This is a genomic window from Enterobacter cloacae complex sp. EB5 (genome assembly GCF_031432835.1).
Classification (GTDB): Bacteria; Pseudomonadota; Gammaproteobacteria; order Enterobacterales; family Enterobacteriaceae; genus Enterobacter; species Enterobacter hormaechei_C.
The window spans coordinates 3,528,901-3,548,809 of sequence record NZ_CP133860.1 but is presented as its reverse complement, the minus strand read 5'-3'; the positions used below and the strand labels follow the sequence as shown (position 1 = coordinate 3,548,809).

At 54.5% G+C, this 19,909-nt stretch carries 16 protein-coding genes and 1 tRNA gene; 8 read left to right on the top strand and 9 right to left on the bottom strand.

Going from position 1 to position 19,909, the window contains the following annotated elements; translation table 11 throughout:
• Nucleotides 1-25: 25 nt before the first annotated feature.
• The 4 genes from sixA to RHN82_RS17100 all read right to left on the bottom strand — a co-directional run bounded on the left by sixA (nucleotide 26) and on the right by RHN82_RS17100 (nucleotide 4,691).
• On the bottom strand, nucleotides 26-511 hold the full coding sequence (sixA, locus tag RHN82_RS17115) for a phosphohistidine phosphatase SixA (protein WP_003861375.1): 486 nt from the start codon (nucleotides 509-511) through the stop codon (nucleotides 26-28).
• Nucleotides 512-720: 209 nt separating this feature from the next.
• Nucleotides 721-2,868 carry a fatty acid oxidation complex subunit alpha FadJ gene (gene fadJ, locus RHN82_RS17110; RefSeq protein WP_047053254.1) on the bottom strand — a complete coding sequence of 716 codons (2,148 nt, stop codon included), beginning with the start codon at nucleotides 2,866-2,868 and terminating at the stop codon, nucleotides 721-723.
• Complete coding sequence (gene fadI, locus RHN82_RS17105; protein WP_047053251.1) at nucleotides 2,868-4,178, bottom strand: acetyl-CoA C-acyltransferase FadI; 1,311 nt, start codon at nucleotides 4,176-4,178, stop codon at nucleotides 2,868-2,870. The genes fadJ and fadI overlap by 1 nt, the downstream gene beginning before the upstream one ends.
• Before the next feature lie 228 nt (nucleotides 4,179-4,406).
• Nucleotides 4,407-4,691: a YfcZ/YiiS family protein gene (locus RHN82_RS17100; protein WP_003861368.1), complete on the bottom strand. Its 285-nt coding sequence runs from the start codon at nucleotides 4,689-4,691 to the stop codon at nucleotides 4,407-4,409.
• A 372-nt stretch (nucleotides 4,692-5,063) separates the two neighbouring features.
• Here RHN82_RS17100 and fadL point away from each other — a divergent pair, with 372 nt between their 5' ends.
• Nucleotides 5,064-6,347, top strand: a complete 1,284-nt coding sequence (gene fadL, locus RHN82_RS17095; RefSeq protein ID WP_003861367.1) for a long-chain fatty acid transporter FadL — start codon at nucleotides 5,064-5,066, stop codon at nucleotides 6,345-6,347.
• 44 nt (nucleotides 6,348-6,391) lie between these two features.
• Here fadL and mlaA read toward each other — a convergent pair whose 3' ends face one another.
• The gene (mlaA, locus tag RHN82_RS17090) at nucleotides 6,392-7,144 is read right to left on the bottom strand and encodes a phospholipid-binding lipoprotein MlaA (protein WP_003861365.1); all 753 of its coding nucleotides are present in this window, start codon (nucleotides 7,142-7,144) and stop codon (nucleotides 6,392-6,394) included.
• Nucleotides 7,145-7,458: 314 nt separating this feature from the next.
• On the opposite strand from mlaA, the gene RHN82_RS17085 reads away from it, so the two are divergent.
• Both RHN82_RS17085 and RHN82_RS17080 read left to right on the top strand, forming a co-directional pair.
• Nucleotides 7,459-8,388: a formate/nitrite transporter family protein gene (locus tag RHN82_RS17085; RefSeq protein WP_047053250.1), complete on the top strand. Its 930-nt coding sequence runs from the start codon at nucleotides 7,459-7,461 to the stop codon at nucleotides 8,386-8,388.
• A gap of 75 nt (nucleotides 8,389-8,463) precedes the next feature.
• Nucleotides 8,464-8,535: transfer RNA gene (locus RHN82_RS17080), tRNA-Arg, on the top strand.
• A gap of 13 nt (nucleotides 8,536-8,548) precedes the next feature.
• Here RHN82_RS17080 and RHN82_RS17075 read toward each other — a convergent pair.
• Nucleotides 8,549-9,928, bottom strand: coding sequence for a diguanylate cyclase (locus RHN82_RS17075; protein WP_047053249.1), 1,380 nt, complete (start codon nucleotides 9,926-9,928; stop codon nucleotides 8,549-8,551).
• Nucleotides 9,929-10,196: 268 nt separating this feature from the next.
• On the opposite strand from RHN82_RS17075, the gene lpxP reads away from it, so the two are divergent.
• Complete coding sequence (gene lpxP, locus RHN82_RS17070; RefSeq protein ID WP_086527955.1) at nucleotides 10,197-11,117, top strand: kdo(2)-lipid IV(A) palmitoleoyltransferase; 921 nt, start codon at nucleotides 10,197-10,199, stop codon at nucleotides 11,115-11,117.
• A 359-nt stretch (nucleotides 11,118-11,476) separates the two neighbouring features.
• The gene (ypdK, locus tag RHN82_RS17065; RefSeq protein ID WP_099458937.1) at nucleotides 11,477-11,548 is read left to right on the top strand and encodes a membrane protein YpdK; all 72 of its coding nucleotides are present in this window, start codon (nucleotides 11,477-11,479) and stop codon (nucleotides 11,546-11,548) included.
• A 58-nt stretch (nucleotides 11,549-11,606) separates the two neighbouring features.
• Here the strand turns inward: ypdK and alaC are convergent, their stop codons facing one another.
• On the bottom strand, nucleotides 11,607-12,842 hold the full coding sequence (gene alaC, locus RHN82_RS17060; RefSeq protein ID WP_017383460.1) for an alanine transaminase: 1,236 nt from the start codon (nucleotides 12,840-12,842) through the stop codon (nucleotides 11,607-11,609).
• Nucleotides 12,843-13,228: 386 nt separating this feature from the next.
• Between alaC and RHN82_RS17055 the strand changes: the two genes are divergently transcribed.
• Both RHN82_RS17055 and RHN82_RS17050 read left to right on the top strand, forming a co-directional pair.
• A complete protein-coding gene (locus RHN82_RS17055) occupies nucleotides 13,229-14,926 on the top strand; it encodes a sensor histidine kinase (protein WP_003861356.1) in 1,698 nt (565 codons plus the stop codon).
• 13 nt (nucleotides 14,927-14,939) lie between these two features.
• Nucleotides 14,940-15,671: a LytTR family DNA-binding domain-containing protein gene (locus tag RHN82_RS17050; RefSeq protein ID WP_047053246.1), complete on the top strand. Its 732-nt coding sequence runs from the start codon at nucleotides 14,940-14,942 to the stop codon at nucleotides 15,669-15,671.
• Between the two features lie 35 nt (nucleotides 15,672-15,706).
• Here the strand turns inward: RHN82_RS17050 and glk are convergent, their stop codons facing one another.
• Complete coding sequence (glk, locus tag RHN82_RS17045; RefSeq protein ID WP_003861352.1) at nucleotides 15,707-16,672, bottom strand: glucokinase; 966 nt, start codon at nucleotides 16,670-16,672, stop codon at nucleotides 15,707-15,709.
• A gap of 205 nt (nucleotides 16,673-16,877) precedes the next feature.
• Between glk and RHN82_RS17040 the strand changes: the two genes are divergently transcribed.
• A complete protein-coding gene (locus RHN82_RS17040; protein ID WP_047053245.1) occupies nucleotides 16,878-18,113 on the top strand; it encodes an ion channel protein in 1,236 nt (411 codons plus the stop codon).
• On the opposite strand, the gene ipdC is transcribed toward RHN82_RS17040, so the two are convergent.
• The gene (gene ipdC / locus RHN82_RS17035; protein WP_047053243.1) at nucleotides 18,114-19,772 is read right to left on the bottom strand and encodes an indolepyruvate decarboxylase; all 1,659 of its coding nucleotides are present in this window, start codon (nucleotides 19,770-19,772) and stop codon (nucleotides 18,114-18,116) included.
• Nucleotides 19,773-19,909: the final 137 nt, after the last annotated feature.

Below are 19,909 nucleotides of genomic sequence, written 5' to 3'. Positions count from 1 at the left end.
GCACCCCGCCATATCGCACGTCACGTCAGATGGCTTTTGCCATCTTCAGGTTGCACGGACTCATTTGCCAGTTAAAGACCCCTTTGCCGGTTTCGTCGAGGGTGACGTTGGCAATGGCGGACGTTGTGAACATCGGTGGCGTTTCGCCCGGGCACAGCTCAGATACCAGATAGCCGACCAGCGGCAGGTGGGAAATGACCAGTGCGGAAGCGACACCTTCATTGCACAGCGCCTGAAGGTAAGCACTGACAAGGCCAACATCGCCACACGGCGTGAGTTCAGGGAGAACATCCACACTGGATGGCAGGTTCATACACTCCCCTACCACATCCAGCGTCTGTTCTGCCCGCAGGAACGGACTCACCAGAACGCGTTCAATGTCCACTTTTTGACCTTTAAGCCATGTCGCCATCTGACGGGATTCGTCGCAGCCACAGACGGTTAAAGGACGTACTGAGTCACTGGCGGCATCGAGTGCCGCGTCGCCGTGACGCATGATAAAAACTTGCATATTGCACCGCTTTTGTTAACCAGAATCACCGGCGTTAACTACCCGCGATTAATGCTATGAGGTAGAAAACCCGATGGCCGGGCATTGTGCCTGATCCATTCGGTGAATGAAACGCTGTTTTTTACCTCAATGGCGTAAGTATAGTCAATCTCTGTTTACAATTTCGCCAGAACAGGTTCCATCACCTCAGGATTTACCCTTCTTTGACTTCAGTTTACGCAATCAGTTTCCCTTGCGGGCCAGAATGTCTGACCCCGTTCCGCCATCTGCAATAATTCGTCACAAGGTGTAAACCGTGGACCGTATTGCGAGGCCAGACGTTGCAGGATCGCAACCACTTCACCCGCCCCGAGGGTATCCATATACCGGAACGGGCCGCCAAGGAATGGCGTAAAACCGATACCAAACACGGCGCCGATATCGCCGTCGCGCGCGCTTTTGATCACCTGCTCACCAAAGCAGCGCGCCGCTTCATTGAGCATCATCATCACGCAGCGCTCAGCACACTGAACCGCCGACAGTTTTCCCTGACCCGTGACAGGAATAAGCGCATAAACTGAAGGGTCGACCTGTTTCTTGCTTTTACGCCCTTTCGCGGCGTAAAGATAGAAACCGCGTTCATTTTTTCTGCCTTTGCGATCGTCCTTCAAAATTGCGGAAACAAAGTTTGCAGGCGGCGCAAAACGATCGCCATAAGCCGCTTCCAGCACAGGGATAATTTTAGTCCCCGTATCAATTCCCACCTCATCCAAAAGTTGGATTGGGCCGACGGGGAAACCAAACTTCACCAGGGCGTCATCGACGTGCTCAATTTTCTCCCCTTCCGTCAGCAACCGCATCGCTTCGTTAATGTACGGCGCCAGAATGCGGTTGACGTAGAAGCCAGCTTTGTCCGCGACCACAATGGGGGTTTTGCCCTGTTTTTTCGCCAGCTTCACCACGGTGGCAATAGTCTGCGGGCTGGTTGTGGCATGCGGGATAACCTCCACCAGCGGCATTTTTTCGACAGGGCTGAAATAGTGCAGCCCTATCACCTGCTCCGGGCGCACGGCTTTCGCCGCGATGTCGCCGATCGGCAAAGACGAGGTGTTTGACGCGAAAATGGTGTGCGGCGCGCAATGCTGTTCAACGTCCGCCACCATCTGCTGCTTAAGGGCCAGATCTTCGAACACGGCTTCAATCACCAGATCGCGGTGTGCAAACCCACTGTAGTCAGTGGCGCCAGTGATCATCGAGAGGGTTTTATCGCGCTCACTGGCCTTGATATGGCGGCGCTTCACTTTGCGATCAAGGTTCTGCCAGCTGTACTGCAACGCGTGGTTGATACCCTTAGGGTTGATATCTTTGATACGTACGGGCAGTTTGCCTTTGCTGGCGGTGACAAATGCGATGCCGCCGCCCATCAGCCCGCCACCCAGAACGCCAACGGCGCGCAGCGGAGCCGGTTCAGCTTCACTGCCCGGATCTTTTTTAACCTCCGTGCTGGCAAAGAAAATGCCGCGCAGCGCCTGCGACTGCGGCGTCATCGCCAGCTCGCCAAAGGCTTTTGCTTCCGCAGCATAACCGCTGCTGCTGCCCTGCGATAATCCGGTTTCAATCACCTTCAGAATGCGCGTCGCTGCCGGATAGTTCCCTTTGGTTTTTTGCTCAGTTTTTTTACCCACCATATTGAACAGCAGCGTGCGCCCCAGCGGCCCGGCGAGGATACGCTCGCGCACCGGCAGAGGGCGTTTCGCCTGACGACCTTTCAGCGCCCGCTCAACGGCGGCTTCAAGCAAGATGGCGTGCGGAACGACCTCATCAACCAGACCCGCCTTTAACGCCTGACGGGCGCGCAGCTGTTTACCGGTTAAAATCATCTCCAGCGCCGTACTGACGCCTACCAGACGCGGCAGGCGCTGCGTGCCCCCTGAACCGGGCAGCAATCCTAGCTGTACCTCCGGCAGCCCAAGTACCGTTTTCGCATCGTCGGTACAAATGCGGCTGTGGCAGGCCAGCGCCAGCTCAAGCCCACCGCCCAGGCAGGCCCCGTGGATCGCAGCGACAACGGGTATCGACAGCGCATGGATCTCCGCCATTACCTGCTGCCCCTGACGCGCCAGGTCTTCTGCTTCCTGAGCGCTTTTCGCCCGGGCGATCATGTTGATATCGGCCCCGGCAATAAAGTTATCCGGCTTTGCCGAGATAAATACCAGGCCACGTATCGCTTTGTTTTCGCGGATCTGTCTGAGCATCGCACGCACCTGAACGCCAAACTCGGCCTTCAGGGTGTTCATCTTTTCGTCGGGTACATCAATGGTGATAACAGCCACGTTATCAAGGCGAACAGCCAGGTTAAATGCAGATGTCGTTTCCATTATTCAGCCTCCAGAACCATTGCTGCACCCAGGCCGCCCGCCGCACAGGCGGTAACGAGACCAAAACCGCCGCCGCGGCGACGCAGCTCGTGCAAGGTCTGGGTTATCATTCTCGCGCCGGTCGCCGCAAACGGATGACCGTAAGCAATGGAGCCACCCAGCACGTTGAATTTACTCTGATCCACTTCACCTGTGGCATGCGTACGGCCCAGCACGTCGCGGGCAAAACGTTCGCTCGCCATAAGCTGCACGTTTGCCAGCGTTTGTGCGGCAAAGGCTTCATGCATATCAATCAGCGTGAGATCGGAGAGCGTCAGCCCTGCGCGATCCAGCGCCAGCGGCGTGGACCATGCCGGTCCGAGCAGCATGTCCTGCCAGACATCAATGGCGGTAAAGGCGTAGCTACGCAAATAGCCCAGCGGTGTGATGCCAAGCTCTTTCGCCCGGGATTCCGTCATCAGGATCACGGCGGCGGCACCATCCGTCAGCGGCGTACTGTTAGCTGCGGTTACCGTACCGTGTTTACGGTCAAAGGCCGGGCGCAGCTTCGCATAATCCGCCAGCGTCGAGGTGCCACGAATGTTGTTATCTTCCGCGAGCGGTTCGCGGTAAGGCGGCACATAGGCGGTCATCACTTCGTTGGTCAGTTTGCCCTCCGACCAGGCCTTCGCTGCCAGCTGATGCGAGCGATGCGCCAGCGCATCCTGCTGTTCGCGGGTAATACCGTAGGTTTTTGCCATCTGCTCGGCAGTGTCGCCCATGCGCAGGCCGGTGGAGTATTCAGCAACGGCAGGTGGCACGGGCATGAGGTCACGCAGGCGTAAACGCGAGAAGAGTTTGAGCTTTGCACCGGTAGTGCGAGCTTTGTTGGCATCCACGAGGATGCGGGCCAGCTGTTTGCTGACGCCGATGGGCAGCACGGAGGAGGAATCCGCGCCGCCAGCGATCCCCGCGCGAATGGTCCCCGCCATCAGGCTTTCCGCCACGTTCGCCACCGCCTGGAAACTGGTGGCGCAGGCGCGGCTGACGCTGTAGGCGTCGGTGTGAACATTCATGCCGGTGCCCAGCACGATTTCACGCGCGATATTGGGCGCTTCCGGCATTTGTACCACCTGGCCGAAAACCAGTTGCTCAATAACCTCAGGCGGGATCTCGCTGCGAGCCAGCATCTCCCCCACCACCATTTTTCCCAGATCGACAGCCGGTATACCGTGAAACGCGGTTGCCTGACGCGCAAACGGCGTACGTAACCCGCTGACAATGGCAATGCGGTCACCCTGACGGGTGATAAGCGGTATTGCCTGACTCATAACACTCCCCTGTAAAAAAATTTTGCGCGCACATTAAGTGGTCTGACCTGATAATAGTCTTAACTATTTTTTTACATTGAGCCAATCGGGGAAGCGAAAAATTGCGAGCTAAGGCACAGAGAAGAAAAAGAAAATGCCCCTGCATGGCAGAGGCATTTGTGCGGTTTGTCGCCGGGTGGCGGCGTTGCCTTACCCGGCCTACACGGTCGTAGGCCCGTGCAAAAAGTATTAACGCAGGCCCAGCTGGAAGATCAGCGTTTCTGCTTCGCAGGCGAACACAAAGTCGATATCCAGCTGCACGCCGCCTTCCACTTCCGTGAAGGTGGATTTGATTTCACACGGATCGGATTCGACTTCACGCGCGCGCTGGCTCAGCGCGGCCAGCGTCTCTTCCGCTTCAGCGCGGTTAGGGAATACGCGGCTGTAAGAGGCGGTGCAATCGGTGTTGTCCATAATGGTGCCAACATCCATACAGCAGCAAACCGGGGTTTCATCAGCACTGCATTTACTCATAGCTCAATTTCCTCTGTATTCGCGCATGGCGCGAGATAAACACGATGCGTCTATTTTACGCCCCCGGACGAGCCCCCTCCAGCCGTTAATGGCGCAAATTCGGATAAGTGAGCAATATCACACTAAAAAATGATCTAAAACAAAATTCCCCTTTTCAGAGGAATCGCACTGGTCACAATTTTGCCAACCAGATCTCGTTTCAAGAAACATATCTGAAAATATTAATAAACAAACTTGCAACATCCCAGCTGGTCAGACCTATACTCTCGCCACTGGTCTGATTTGTAAGTCATACCTCAGACCCTACACTTCGCGCTCCTGTTACGGTATGTAACAATTATTGAATAAAAATAACTCAATGAGGTTATGGTCATGAGCCAGAAAACCCTGTTCAAACAAACTGCTTTAGCAGTAGCAGTGGCAATCGTCTCAACGTCCGCCTGGTCAGCGGGCTTCCAGTTAAACGAATTTTCTTCCTCTGGCCTTGGCCGTGCGTATTCCGGGGAAGGTGCGATTGCCGATGACGCAGGCAACGCGAGCCGTAACCCGGCGCTGATCATGATGTTTGATCGCCCTACCTTCTCTGCCGGTGCGGTTTACATCGATCCTGATGTCAACATTTCTGGCAAATCTCAGTTCACCGGCGCAGATCTGAAGGCGGATAACATTGCGCCGACAGCGTGGGTGCCTAACCTGCACTTTGTTGCGCCAATTAATGAACAGTTTGGTTGGGGTGCCTCTGTCACCTCTAACTATGGCCTGGCAACGGAGTTCAATAACAACTATCCGGCCGGGGAATACGGCGGTAAAACCGACCTGACGACCCTGAACCTTAACCTGAGCGGCGCATATCGTCTGAACGATAACTGGAGCTTTGGTCTGGGCTTTGATGCTGTCTACGCCGATGCAAAAATCGAGCGTTACTCCGGGGAACAAACTGCTGCGCTGCCAAAAAACAGCAATAAAATTGCCAGCCTGAAAGGTGATGAATGGGGCTACGGCTGGAACGCCGGTATTCTGTATGAACTGGATAAAAACAACCGCTGGGGTCTGACCTATCGCTCAGAAGTGAAAATTGATTTCGATGGCGATTACAAAAGCGGCATCCTGAGCCCAGTCAACGGTATGGTCCCAGGCGCGGGCACCACCATTCCATGGGGTACCTCGAATCAAACCGTACCAGGTTCGCTGTCGCTGCATCTGCCAGAAATGTGGGAAGTGTCAGGTTATAACCGCGTTGCGCCGCAGTGGGCCATTCACTACAGCCTCGCGTATACCAGCTGGAGCCAGTTCCAGGAGCTGAAAGCTACCGGCAGCAACGGCCAGACGCTGTTCTATAAAGACGAAAGCTTCCACGATGCTTACCGTATCGCGCTCGGTACGACCTATTATATGGATGACAACTGGACGTTCCGTACCGGCGTGGCATTTGATGACAGCCCGGTACCGGCTGATAAGCGTTCGATCTCCATTCCGGATCAGGACCGTTTCTGGGTGAGTGCGGGTGCAACCTATGCGTTCAACGAGAATGCTTCTATCGACGCGGGCGTGTCGTACATGCATGGACAGAAAGTGACCTTCCAGGAAGGCCCGTACGAGTTTACCTCTGAAGGTAAAGCCTGGCTGTTTGGTACCAACTTCAACTACGCGTTCTAATCCCAACACGATTAAAAAAGGTGAGCATCGCTCACCTTTTTTATTTATTCCGAATCGATATCTTTTAATTCGTTCTCGATGGCTTTCGCGTTCGGATTATCTTCCGGCTTCAGCTTACCGCCGTTGGCAATAAAGTCATGGTTCTGGAAGTAGGCCTCGCGCACCATGATGTACGGATCGGAAGACTGGCGCAGCAGACCGTCAGAGTCCAGCAGTTGCGCACGTGTTTCAATTCCTTCCACGGTCCATTTACCAATCGACAGCGGCCAGGTGAGCCATGACAGCACCGGATACAGCGTATCCACCATGTCGCCGCCATCATCACGCACGGTAAAACTGCCGTAGAATGGCAGGTGCACATACGGACCATAACCTACGCCATAGTGCCCCAGCGTGCTGCCGAAACGGTGCGGCTGTTCACGCTGTAATTTCGGGTTCGCCATGCCTGCGACATCAATTAAGCCACCCATACCCAGCAGGGAGTTCAGGAAGAAGCGGGTGAAATGCACCATCCCCTGATACGGGTCGCCCTGGAGGAAGTAGTTCACCATAACCGCTGGCTCTTCCAGGTTACTGGTAAAGTTGCTCAGCCCGTTACGCGCCGGCTGCGGAACGTAGTCACGCCATGCCACGGCAACCGGACGAACCAGATATGGATCCAGCACATTATAGTTAAAGCTGTACATTGAACGGTTAAATCCTTCGAGAGGATCGGAGCGTCCCGTTTGCTCGCCAGAGCTGGCGCAGCCCACAAGCATTGTTACGCCCAGCGCAAGCGCCGACAGCCGAAGCTTCATAAATTTCTCCCTGTTCAATATGGCTATCGTTGAATGCCATCTGTGACGGAGCCGGTGATGCTCCGCCTGAAACGTGCAAGTGATTGTAACAGCACGCTTACCGATGTCTACGAGGACAATGACGACCCGCTCGCGTCATCACGCTAATTTCAGCATAGCCTGTCTTTCGGAATTCGTTTCGCTGGCAATTTTATATTGGCTTTGAAAGAGATGTCTCACCTTTATTGCCATTTTCAGCAATTTAAGAGCATCCCCACGGGGAAAGCGCTAAAAGCCGCTACGCTTAAATGAGCAATTACCCCGAAGGAGCTGTTATGAAAGACATTAGCGAAGACAAAATTGGCGAAAGCAAAGAGGAGCTTGAGATTGAAAGTGAGGAGAAAGACCGGGGAGAAGAGATAGAAGTCGATGAAGATCGCCTGCCGTCGCGCGCCATGGCTATTCATGAGCATATTCGCCAGGACGGGGAAAAAGAGATGGAGCGCGACGCGATGGCCCTGCTGTGGTCAGCCATTGCAGCCGGTCTGTCGATGGGCGCCTCTCTGCTCGCCAAAGGGATATTTCACGTTCAGCTGGAAGGCGTACCGGGCGGGTTTTTGCTGGAAAATTTAGGCTACACGTTCGGCTTTATTATCGTCATTATGGCGCGACAGCAGCTTTTTACGGAGAACACCGTCACTGCCGTACTGCCCGTCATGCAAAATCCGACCCTCGGTAATTTCGGTTTACTGATGCGCCTGTGGAGCGTCGTGCTGCTGGGGAACCTGATCGGTACGGGCATAGCCGCCTGGGCATTCGAGTATATGCCAATATTTGATGAACCGACCCGCGACGCATTTGTGAAGATTGGCATGGATGTGATGAAAAACACGCCGGTTGAAATGTTCTCCAATGCCATAATTTCCGGCTGGATCATCGCCACGATGGTCTGGATGTTCCCCTCAGCGGGCAGCGCGAAAATCGTGGTGATTATCCTGATGACCTGGCTTATCGCACTCGCCGATACCACGCACATTGTTGTCGGAACTGTTGAGATCCTTTATCTGGTATTTAACGGCACACTCCACTGGAGCGACTTTTTCTGGCCGTTCGCCCTGCCTACCCTCGCAGGCAACATTTGTGGCGGGACCTTTATCTTTGCGCTGCTGAGCCATGCGCAAATCCGTAACGACATGTCCAACAAGCGTAAGGCCGAGCTTAAGGCTCAGGAAAAAAAGGATAAAACTGCCGAAAAATCGGCGTGAACGGTGACTCTTTGACCAGTCAGGCGGCAATGCGCTTAACGAAAAGTGTAAATAACGCTATACTCTTGCCGCTTCGTCCCCTTAGTTAAATGGATATAACGAGCCCCTCCTAAGGGCTAGTTGCAGGTTCGATTCCTGCAGGGGACACTTCCGTCTTTCCTTACGCCCCCTTCCAAAGCTCCACGCAGTTCCGGCCACGTCGTTTCGCGCCGTATAAAGCTTCATCCGCCGCCTGAATCAATCGCTCGTAATCGGGATGTCCGTTGAACATCGCCACGCCTATCGAGAGGGAGAGCGGGATAATATCGCCGGTTGGGGAGTTGACCTTGATTTTTTCCACCCGCCTGCGGATACGCTCGGCGATTCTCAGGGTGTCCACCTCTGAGATTTCCGTTAGCACAATCAGAAATTCATCGCCGCCGTAGCGAAAAACGTAATCACAGGTTCGCACGTTGTCGTAGAACGCGCCGGAGACTTTTCGCAGGATCTCGTCCCCGGTGTTGTGCCCCCAGGTATCGTTGATTTGTTTAAATTTGTCGACATCAATCAGCAGCGTCGAGAGCATTGTTCCCGCCCGGGTAGCGTGCAGGATTTCGCGTTTGAAGATGGTTGGCAGGAAACGGCGGTTCAACAGACGGGTCAGGACATCAACCCCCACCTCGTGTCGCGACACTTCGTCAAACAGTTCGCGCAAAAGCGTGATGATTTGCGAGAGCGTATTACGCATTCGCTGCAAGAATTTATCCCGCTGCGCTTTATCACTCAGACCCTGCCCTGAAAGACGGATCTCGTTAAAAAGGTCATCGAATTCCTGAATCAGACGAGAGATATGTCCAGCCTCAGCGATCCCGCTGAAGTAGTGCCGACCTTTATGGCTAAACCACAGTCCAAATTCAGACTGCCCCAGCGGCAGACTGTTGCCGATACTGGAGTTAAGGGTGATCTTATACAGAAGCACCATTTCCCATGACAGCAACGCCGCGGTCTGTCGCTCCTTCTCCTCTTCTGCGTTCTCCATTAAGGAAAAGATGCGGTAATTTTCGTCCTCTTTCGCCGCATTGTTCTCGCTAAAGACATAGGCCCGCGACATCACTTCCATGGCCAGATCGATACTGTTTATCGCGTAGTGATAAATATGCAGCTTCACCTCAGGCGAATGGGCGCTGGTAGTAATGACAGGCAACAGCAGCTTTTTCAGAACGCGGAAGCCCATTTCGACTAAATCAACCGAAATACCAATACGGGCATGAACATCCGCAGCGCGCTGTTGCGCCCGCATCTGCTCTTCAACCTGCTCCCCCCGGCATGAGAGCACATCAATAAGCCAGCGACGAAGCGCCTCCTGAAGTTGCCTTTCCACCTGTTCGGTGGTCAGGAATTCCGCTACCGACGGATCTGCCAGTACAACCCGATAAAATTCAGCGACCAGGGGCGTTGCATTGTCCCTCGCAAGCTCAGTCGCAAGCCGATGCACATCGGGATCGGTTTCATTAATCAGCTTCACCCACTCTTCTTTCACCGTTTGCAGGTAGGTTTCCATGGTCTGCTCCTTCAGGAGTCATGCGGGAACGCAGATTTAACAATAGCAAAATCAAACCACTCCGCAATTGCCGCTTTTTTAAACAAAAACGAGTGATAGCTCATAATGTATAACGGTGCTACATTATGCCGCCCACCCAAGTCAGCAATGGCCAGGCAACGTCGTAAAGAACGGTAAAGCCTGCAACCATGACCTCGTCCTACGGTCTTAATGGCACGTGGTATCGCGAAGTCTGCGCTACCTTCACAGGCTTCACATAGGTTCCACTATTTTGTCTCAATCCAAATTTCAGCGGGCGTTTCTGCATCCGCGCTACTGGTTTACGTGGTTTGGCCTTGGCGTTCTTTGGCTGCTGGTTCAACTTCCTTATCCCGTGATCCGTTTCCTGGGTTCGAAGCTCGGCAGCGCATCGCGTCACTTCCTTAAGCGTCGTGAGTCCATTGCCCGAAAAAATCTCGAACTTTGCTTTCCGCATTACAATGCCCAGCAGCGCGAAACGCTGATTGCGGAAAACTTTAAATCTATCGGTATGGCGCTGCTTGAAACCGGTATGGCCTGGTTCTGGCCAGACGAGCGTGTCCGTAAATGGTTTGACGTGGAAGGCCTGGATAACCTGAAACGTGCCCAGATGCAAAACCGCGGCGTGATGGTTGTGGGTGTGCATTTTATGTCGCTTGAGCTGGGCGGCCGCGTTATGGGTCTTTGTCAGCCGATGATGGCAACCTATCGCCCGCATAACAGCGCGCTAATGGAATGGGTACAAACGCGGGGCCGCATGCGTTCAAATAAGGCGATGATCAGCCGTAACAATTTGCGCGGTATGGTTGGCGCCCTCAAAAAAGGGGAAGCCGTCTGGTTTGCCCCGGATCAGGACTACGGTCCTAAAGGGAGCAGCTTTGCCCCTTTCTTTGCGGTTAAAGATGTCGCTACGACGAACGGTACTTTTGTGATTTCACGTCTCTCAGGCGCCGCGATGTTGACGGTGACCATGGTCAGAAAAGCGGATAAGTCAGGCTATCGTCTGCATATCTCTCCAGAGATGGCGAACTATCCTGAAGATGAGAGTGAAGCCGCGACCTTTATCAATAAGGTGATTGAGTTTGAGATTATGCGTGCGCCTGAGCAGTATCTGTGGATGCACCGCCGCTTTAAAACCCGTCCCCTGGGCGAAGCCTCACTTTATATATGACCCCTTTCAAAGGTTAGTTTCGCTAAGAAACTAACCTTTTCAAACACCTGTAATCGCAGTGCGTAACGGCTTTTTTCAACCGTCGCTCAACAGGCATTTATTGCGTACCGAAATCAAACTGTCGCCGTTCCACGACACTCGTAAGTGTAGGAAATTATTTAAAAAAATGCCTCTTGTCACTCCTGAAATTTAGGCGTACATTAGCGCCGTCTGGCGACAGGAAAGCACAGAATTCAGAGCTGAAGTTAGCGACGTAACGGGATAATTCCGATTTCCCCTTTCGCATGATTTCAACTCTCTATACTCAGTTGGACTCTGTTTTTTTAATGCGTACCGGAAGATACGCGGAGCGATGAAACGTGAAATATTTCTTTATGGGCATTTCGGTTATTGTTTTAGTTTGGGCCGGAACGTTTGCTCTGATGATCTAGTTAAGAAAATGCAGTCAAAAAAACAGGCGCCGTTGGCGCCTGTTTTTTTTGGTGTCCGTTACGACTCGGGTTGTTCCGCAACGCTCTTCGCTGCAAGCAGGCCATCCGCGCGGAACATGCTTTTAATACCCCGCACTGCCTGACGGATACGGTCGCTGTTTTCAATCAGCGCGAAACGCACGTGCGTATCACCGTAGTCACCAAAGCCAATGCCTGGAGAGACGCAAACCTTCGCGTCCTGAAGCAGTTTTTTGGCAAATTCCAGAGAACCCATCGCCGCATACGGCTCAGGGATTTTCGCCCAGACGTACATAGAGGCTTTAGGCATTTCCACCATCCAGCCTGCTTCATGAAGCCCTTTTACCAGCACATCTCGGCGGCGTTTATACTGAGCGGCAATATCGAGCACGCACTGCTGATCCCCTTCCAGCGCCGCGATGGCCGCGACCTGTAACGGCGTAAAGGTGCCATAGTCATGGTAGCTTTTAATACGCGCCAGGGCGCTCACCAGCGTTTTGTTTCCCACCATAAAACCAATTCGCCAGCCCGCCATGTTGTAGCTTTTCGACAGGGTGAAAAACTCAACCGCCACATCGCGGGCACCGGGTACCTGCATAATTGACGGCGCTTTCCAGCCATCATAAACGATATCGGCGTAGGCGAGATCGTGTACCACCAGCACGTCGTAACGCTTGGCCAGCGCGACCACTTTCTCGAAAAATTCGAGTTCAACGCATTGTGCCGTTGGGTTTGACGGGAAACCGAGGATCATCATTTTCGGCTTCGGATAGCTTTCACGAATCGCCCGTTCCAGCTCGTTAAAGAAGTCGACACCTTCCACCAGCGGGACAGAACGCACCTGCGCGCCGGCAATCACCGCCCCATAGATGTGAATCGGGTAGCTCGGATTCGGCACCAGTACGGTATCGCCGTGATCCAGCGTCGCCAGCATCAGGTGGGCCAACCCCTCTTTGGAGCCAATGGTCACAATCGCTTCACTTTCAGGATCGATGTCGACCTGATAACGATCCTGATACCAGCGGGAGATCGCCCGACGTAAGCGTGGAATGCCGCGTGAGGTGGAATACCCATGGGTATCGGGACGCTGGGCAACCGTGCAGAGTTTCTCCACAATGTGCGGCGGCGTTGGGCCGTCAGGGTTACCCATACTGAAATCGATAATGTCTTCGCCGCGCCGACGCGCAGCCATTTTCAGTTCAGCTGTGATATTGAAAACATAAGGGGGGAGACGATCGATACGCGTAAAACGGCGTTCAGGACTGAATTCAGCCATAGATTCCTCAGAGTCACGTTAGCGCCCGGACCGTCCGAGCGACGCTGCCACACGTGTGGCGTGCTTAGAAAATAACCTGAAGAAAAAGACGCTGTCGAGAGGATAACGGCAAAACAATATTTTGCGCTAAAACGGGAATGCGATTGCAGTGAAAAGCGGAACTCTTATCGCGAACAGGCAGTTTTAAGCGCTGCGATTTAACACAATATTTTCAGTATCGTTACCTGACGTTTCTTCCCAAAAGGAAAAGCACCGGCTTTCAGTCAAAAGCCAGCAATCCCCTTTGAGAATTATGGTTTTTCCTCATTTGATAAATCTGATGGATAGCTGGTCATCAGGCCCTATGTTTTCTATCATAGATTTTTCCCGTTTTCCCAGGCCTGACCGTGCACGAAATCTTCAATATGCTCCTGGCGGTATTCGACCGCGCGGCATTAATGCTGATCTGTCTCTTTTTCCTTATCCGCATCCGCTTGTTCCGCGAACTGTTGCATAAATCTGCCCATTCGCCAAAAGAGCTGCTGGCCGTCACGTTTATCTTTTCCATGTTTGCCCTGTTCAGCACCTGGTCCGGCGTGCCGGTAGAAGGCTCGCTGGTGAACGTGCGCATTATCGCCGTCATGTCGGGCGGGATCCTCTTTGGTCCCTGGGTCGGGATTATCACAGGCATTATCGCCGGCACCCATCGGTACCTGATTGATATTGGCGGCGTGACGGCCGTCCCCTGCTTTATCACCAGTATTATTGCCGGGCTGCTCTCGGGCTGGATTAACCGCAAAATCCCGAAAAAGCAGCACTGGCGTGCGGGGATTATCGCGGGGATGGTCTGCGAAACGCTGACCATGATCCTGGTCATCGTCTGGGCGCCAACCGTTGCGCTGGGGTTGGATATCGTCTCGAAGATCGGTATTCCGATGATCCTCGGGAGCGTCTGTATCGGTTTTATCGTGCTGCTGGTGCAAAGCGTGGAGGGCGAAAAAGAGGCCAGCGCCGCGCGTCAGGCTAAGCTGGCGCTGGATATCGCCAACAAGACGCTGCCACTTTTCCGGCACGTTAACGCCGAATCTTTACGTCAGGTTTGCGATATCATCCGCCGTGATATTCACGCCGATGCGGTCGCCATCACCAATATTGACCACGTGCTGGCTTACGTTGGCGTCGGTGAGCACAATTATCGCGACAGCGACGACACCATCAGCCCGACCACCAGACAGGCGATTAACTACGGAAAAATCATCATTAAAAACAATGATGAAGCCCACCGGACGCCAGAGATCCACTCGATGCTGGTGATCCCGCTGTGGGAAAAAGGCGTGGTCACGGGGACGCTGAAAATTTACTACTGCCATGCGCACCAAATCACCTCCTCGCTCCAGGAGATGGCGATTGGCCTGTCGCAGATCATCTCCACCCAACTTGAGGTTTCGCGTGCGGAGCAGCTGCGCGAGATGGCAAATAAGGCAGAGCTGCGCGCCCTGCAAAGCAAGATCAATCCCCATTTTCTGTTTAACGCGCTGAACGCTATCTCCTCTTCTATCCGTCTTAATCCGGACACCGCGCGGCAGCTGATTTTTAATCTGTCGCGCTATCTGCGCTACAACATTGAGCTAAAAGACGACGAGCAGATCGACATCAAAAAAGAGCTGTATCAAATCAAGGATTACATCGCCATCGAGCAGGCTCGCTTTGGCGATAAGCTGACGGTCATTTACGATATTGATGAAGAGGTCAACTGCGTGATCCCAAGTCTGCTGATCCAGCCGCTGGTGGAAAACGCCATTGTTCACGGTATTCAGCCGTGTAAAGGCAAAGGCGTGGTAACGATTAGCGTGACGGAAAGCGGTAACCGCGTGCGTATCGCCGTGCGCGATACCGGGCACGGCATCGATCCGAAAGTCATTGAGCGCGTTAAATCAAACGAAATGCCGGGCAACAAGATCGGACTGCTGAATGTGCATCACCGGGTCAAACTGCTGTACGGTGACGGGCTGCATATCCACCGCCTTGAGCCGGGCACCGAAATTGCCTTTTATGTTCCGAATGAGCGAACGCCCGTGAATGCCCCCATATCCTTGTTGCCGTAGGCCGGAGTAACAGATGAAAGTCATCATCGTAGAAGATGAAATTCTGGCTCAACAGGAGTTGAGCTGGCTTATCAAAACCCACAGCCAGATGGAGATTGTTGGCTGTTTTGAGGATGGTCTGGACGTGCTGAAATTTTTACAGCATAACCGGGTCGACGCGATATTCCTCGATATTAATATTCCGTCGCTGGACGGCGTCCTGCTGGCGCAGAATATCAATCAGTTCGCCCACAAGCCGTTTATTGTGTTTGTCACCGCGTGGAAAGAGCATGCCGTGGAGGCCTTCGAGCTTGAGGCGTTCGACTATATTCTCAAGCCGTACCAGGAGTCGCGTATTATCAGCATGCTGCATAAGCTGGAAGTCGCGTGGCAGCAGCAGACATTACCCGCCAGCGCCAGCCCGGTAGCGAGGGAAAACGACACGATTAATCTGGTGAAGGACGAACGGATCATCGTCACGCCTGTCGACGATATTTACTATGCCGAAGCGCATGAAAAAATGACGTTTGTCTATACGCGGCGTGAATCCTACGTCATGGCGATGAACATCACCGAATTCTGCAATAAACTCCCGGCCGCCCACTTCTTCCGCTGCCACCGCTCGTTCTGCGTCAACCTGAACAAGATCCGCGAAATCGAACCCTGGTTTAACAACACCTATATTTTGCGGCTGAAGGATCTGGATTTTCAGGTGCCGGTAAGCCGCAGCAGAGTGAAAGAGTTCCGCCAGCTCATGCACCTGTAGCGCGTTCCCTCTCCCGCAGGAGAGGGGAATGAGCGTCAGAGGATCTGACCGAGTACCTGACGCAGATGCGCGCCGGAGCCCAGTAAGCCTGGGTTGTCGTGGACAATCAGGTAAACAGGAATGTCCTGGACATAGCTTCTGAAGCGGCCTTTGTCTTCGAAGCCGCCACGGAAGCCGGAGGCGGTAAAGAAATCGAGGAAGCGCGGCACGATCCCGCCCGCAATATAGACCCCGCCAAAGGTGCCGAGGTTCAGCGCCAGGTTGCCGCCGAAGCGCCCCATGATGACGCAGAACAGCGACAAAGCACGGCGGCAGTCAATACAGCTGTCGGCCAGCGCGCGTTCGGTCACATCTTTAGGTTGCAGATTTTCCGGCAGACGACCGTCTGATTTTACAATCGCCCGATACAGGTTCACCAGGCCCGGACCAGAAAGCACCCGCTCGGCCGACACGTGGCCAATCTCGGCGCGTAGCTCTTCAAGAATAATGCCCTCTTCTTCGCTGTTCGGCGCAAAATCCACATGACCGCCCTCACCCGGCAGGCTGACCCAGCGTTTGTCGACGTGAACCAGGTGCGCCACCCCCAGGCCGGTGCCCGCGCCGTAAACGGCAATCGGTTTACCTTCAACCGGGGCCGTACCGCCGAACTGAATCAGATGCTCTGGTTTAAGCATTGGGATAGCCATGGAAACCGCAGTGAAGTCGTTGATAATTTCAAGGTGCGAGAAGCCGAGGTTTTTCCGCATTTCGGCAATTGAGAAGGCCCACGTGTGGTTGGTCATCGCCACCCAGTCGCCGGTGATCGGACAGGCGATGGCGATACAACCGTCTTCAACGCTCACTTTATGCTCTTCCAGATAGACGCGAACCACCGCTTCCAGGCTTGGGTAATCCAGCCCTGAATAAGTTTTCGCCTGAGAAATTTCACCGCTGTTCACATCGCACAGGGCAAGGCGCGCGTTGGTGCCGCCTACATCACCTACCAAAGCATACTTTGTCATTCTTCTACTGCTCCGCTAAAGTCAGAATAAATCTTTGGGACACTGTAAATTCAAGGCGTGATAACAACAACGACCAGAAGGTGACTGCCCATGGATTATCGATCTTCGTCACATAATAACTTTACCGTTTCAGCACCTTTTGCACTATTGCCACAATGCTGATTGTGCAAAGTAACGTTAAGCCGTTTTGTACAAGGAAATCATCATGCTCCATCCGCGAGCCAGAACCATGCTGTTATTGGCTGTCCCGGCGCTGATTATTGGCGTGGCGTCGAGCCTGGTGCTCATCGTTGTCATGAAAGTGGCGGCGGTGCTGCAAACGATTTTATGGACCGCGCTTCCGGTAAAACTCGGTATCAGCATTTACTCGCCGGGCTGGATCATGATGATGCTGACCCTGACCGGGATTGCCGTAGGGCTGGTGATCCGCTTTAGCCCGGGCCATGCCGGCCCGGACCCGGCACTGGAACCCTTGATTGGCGCGCCTGTCTCTCCCTCTGCTCTGCCGGGGCTTATTATCGCGCTGATTATTGGTCTTGCGGGCGGCGTAAGCCTCGGGCCTGAACATCCCATTATGGCGGTTAATATCGCGCTGGCGGTGTTTCTGGGGGCGCGTCTTTTCCCGCGCGTTGGCGCGCTGGACTGGACGATCCTGGCGTCAGCAGGCACCATCGGGGCGCTGTTTGGCACTCCGGTCGCGGCTGCGCTCATTTTTTCGCAAACCCTCAGCAGTGATCATGAGGTGCCGCTGTGGGATAAACTCTTCGCGCCGCTAATGGCCGCCGCTGCGGGAGCCCTCACCACCAGCCTGTTTTTCCATCCCCATTTTTCTCTCTCCATCCCCCACTACGGCCAGATGCAACTCACCGATATTTTCAGCGGTGCCGTCGTCGTCGCGATCGCCATTGCGCTGGGGATGGTCGCGGTGTGGTGTCTCCCTCGCCTGCATCGCCTGATGCACAGGCTGAAGCATCCGGTACTGATTCTGGGCATGGGGGGTTTTATTCTGGGCGTTTTAGGCGCCATCGGCGGGACGGTTACGCTGTTTAAGGGGCTGGACGAGATGCAGCAGCTGGCCTTCAGCCAGGTCTTTAGCGTCTCCGATTATCTGCTGTTCGCGCTGGTAAAACTGGCGGCGCTGGTGGTCGCTGCGGCCTGTGGTTTCCGGGGAGGTCGTATCTTCCCGGCGGTATTTGTTGGCGTCGCGCTGGGGCTAATGCTGCATGAGCATGTCGACGCTGTCCCTGCGGCGATTACCGTCTCCTGCTCCATTCTGGGACTGGTACTGGTGGTCACGCGCGATGCGTGGCTGAGCCTGTTTATGGCGGCCGTTGTCGTGCCGGATACCACGCTTCTGCCGCTGCTCTGTATCGTGATGTTGCCCGCCTGGCTCCTGCTGGCGGGCAAACCGATGCTGATGGCATGGCGAAACGACAGGTAATCAGGCGTTATTGCGCGCCTCCAGCGCTTTGGTCAGCGCGCTCAGCAGCGGCGGGATATCGGCTTTCGGCAGCATCACCTCGATCAGCGAAAGCCGCTCATGGTGTGCCACTTTATCCAGCACCTCCGCCAGCGCTTCCGCTTCGCTGACGCGCCAGCACTCTGCCTGAGGCGCCAGGCTCAGCGCCTGCGGGATCTGCGTCCAGTTCCAGAGGGCAATATCGTTATAGCGCTGCTCCGGCCCGTGGATGGCCCTTTCCACCGTGTATCCTTCGTTGTTAAGCACCAGAATAATCGGGCGCTGCTTGTCGCGCAGCATCGATCCCAGCTCCTGAATGGTCAGTTGCGCGGCGCCGTCACCCGTCAGGACAATCACGCGTCGGTTCGGACACGCCGTTTGCGCGCCAAACGCCGCCGCCAGCGTGTAGCCAATCGATCCCCACAGCGGCTGGACGATAAAGTTCACGTCCGCCGGTAAACGCAGATCGATAGCGCCGAAAGCAGACGTGCCCTGGTCAGCCAGAATAATGTCTCCGGGGCGAATAAATGTTTGCAGGGTACGCCAGAAGCTCTCCTGAGTCAGCGCCCCTTCAATAGTCGGGAACGAAAAGCCGCTGTGATCCAATGGCGCTCGCGTATCTCGAACATAGGTTTTACACAGCGCTGTCAGCGTTTCAATGGCCTCCCTCATCGGGATACCCGTAAACCAGACGTCGCCGACGCGGGACGCGTGGGGCTGAACCTCTATCGTCTGGTCTGGCGTCAGCTGGTGGGTAAACCCGGCAGTGAGCGTATCGGTAAAGCGTGTGCCAATACACAGCACCGTATCAGCCCCCTCGATGGCCTCTTTGACCGGCGCGGCGCTCGCCGATCCGCTGTAGGTGCCGTAAAAACCGCTCTGTCGTTCGTCAAAAATGCCCTTGCCCATCAGCATGGTGGCGTGTGCCATCGGCACCTCTTTCACCCACGTCTGAAGGGCCGCGCGCAGACCGTGGCGGAGTACGAGGAAGTCCGCTAACAGCGCGGTGCGTTTGCTCGTGGACAAGCGCTTTTCGGCAGCTTCACGGAACGCCTGCAAGCAGGCTGAATCAGCTGGCGCGGGGTTAACAGTGAGAGCGCTTACAGGGGGCGTAGCGGCTTTTTTCGCCACATCAGCGGGCAGCATCAGGTAGCCCGGACGGCGCTCCCGCAGCATAGTGGTCAGGACTCTGTCAATTTCATAGCAGGCGTTTTGTTCGGTAAGCACCGCCTGTGCAACGGTGATGGGTTCGCTCATATGATAGAAATGGCGGAACTCGCCGTCACCCAACGTATGGTGCAGTAACTCTCCTCGCTGCTGCGCCGCCATACCCGGGGCCCCTACAATATGGAGGACGGGAACATGTTCGGCAAAGCTGCCCGCCACACCGTTCATGGCGCTTAACTCCCCAACGCCGAATGTCGTCAGGAGCGCGGCAAAGCCCTTACAGCGGGCATAGCCGTCTGCGGCGTAAGACGCGTTCAGTTCATTGGCACAGCCCACCCAGCAGATGTCCGGGCTGTCTATCACGTGATCGAGAAATTGCAGGTTATAGTCGCCCGGCACGCCAAACAGATGATCGGCACCACAATCTGTTAGTCGGTCCAGCAGGTAATCGGCGACGCAATAGGGGGTACGCATATTATAAGTGTCCTTCTGACGTTGACCTCACTCTGAGTATTAAATAAGCGTGAAGCGTGTCCAGAATTGGCGACAATCAGGGTCTGGAAAGAATGCTTTACGAAAAAAGCTGAGCTATGCTCATTTTCTTCAGGTTA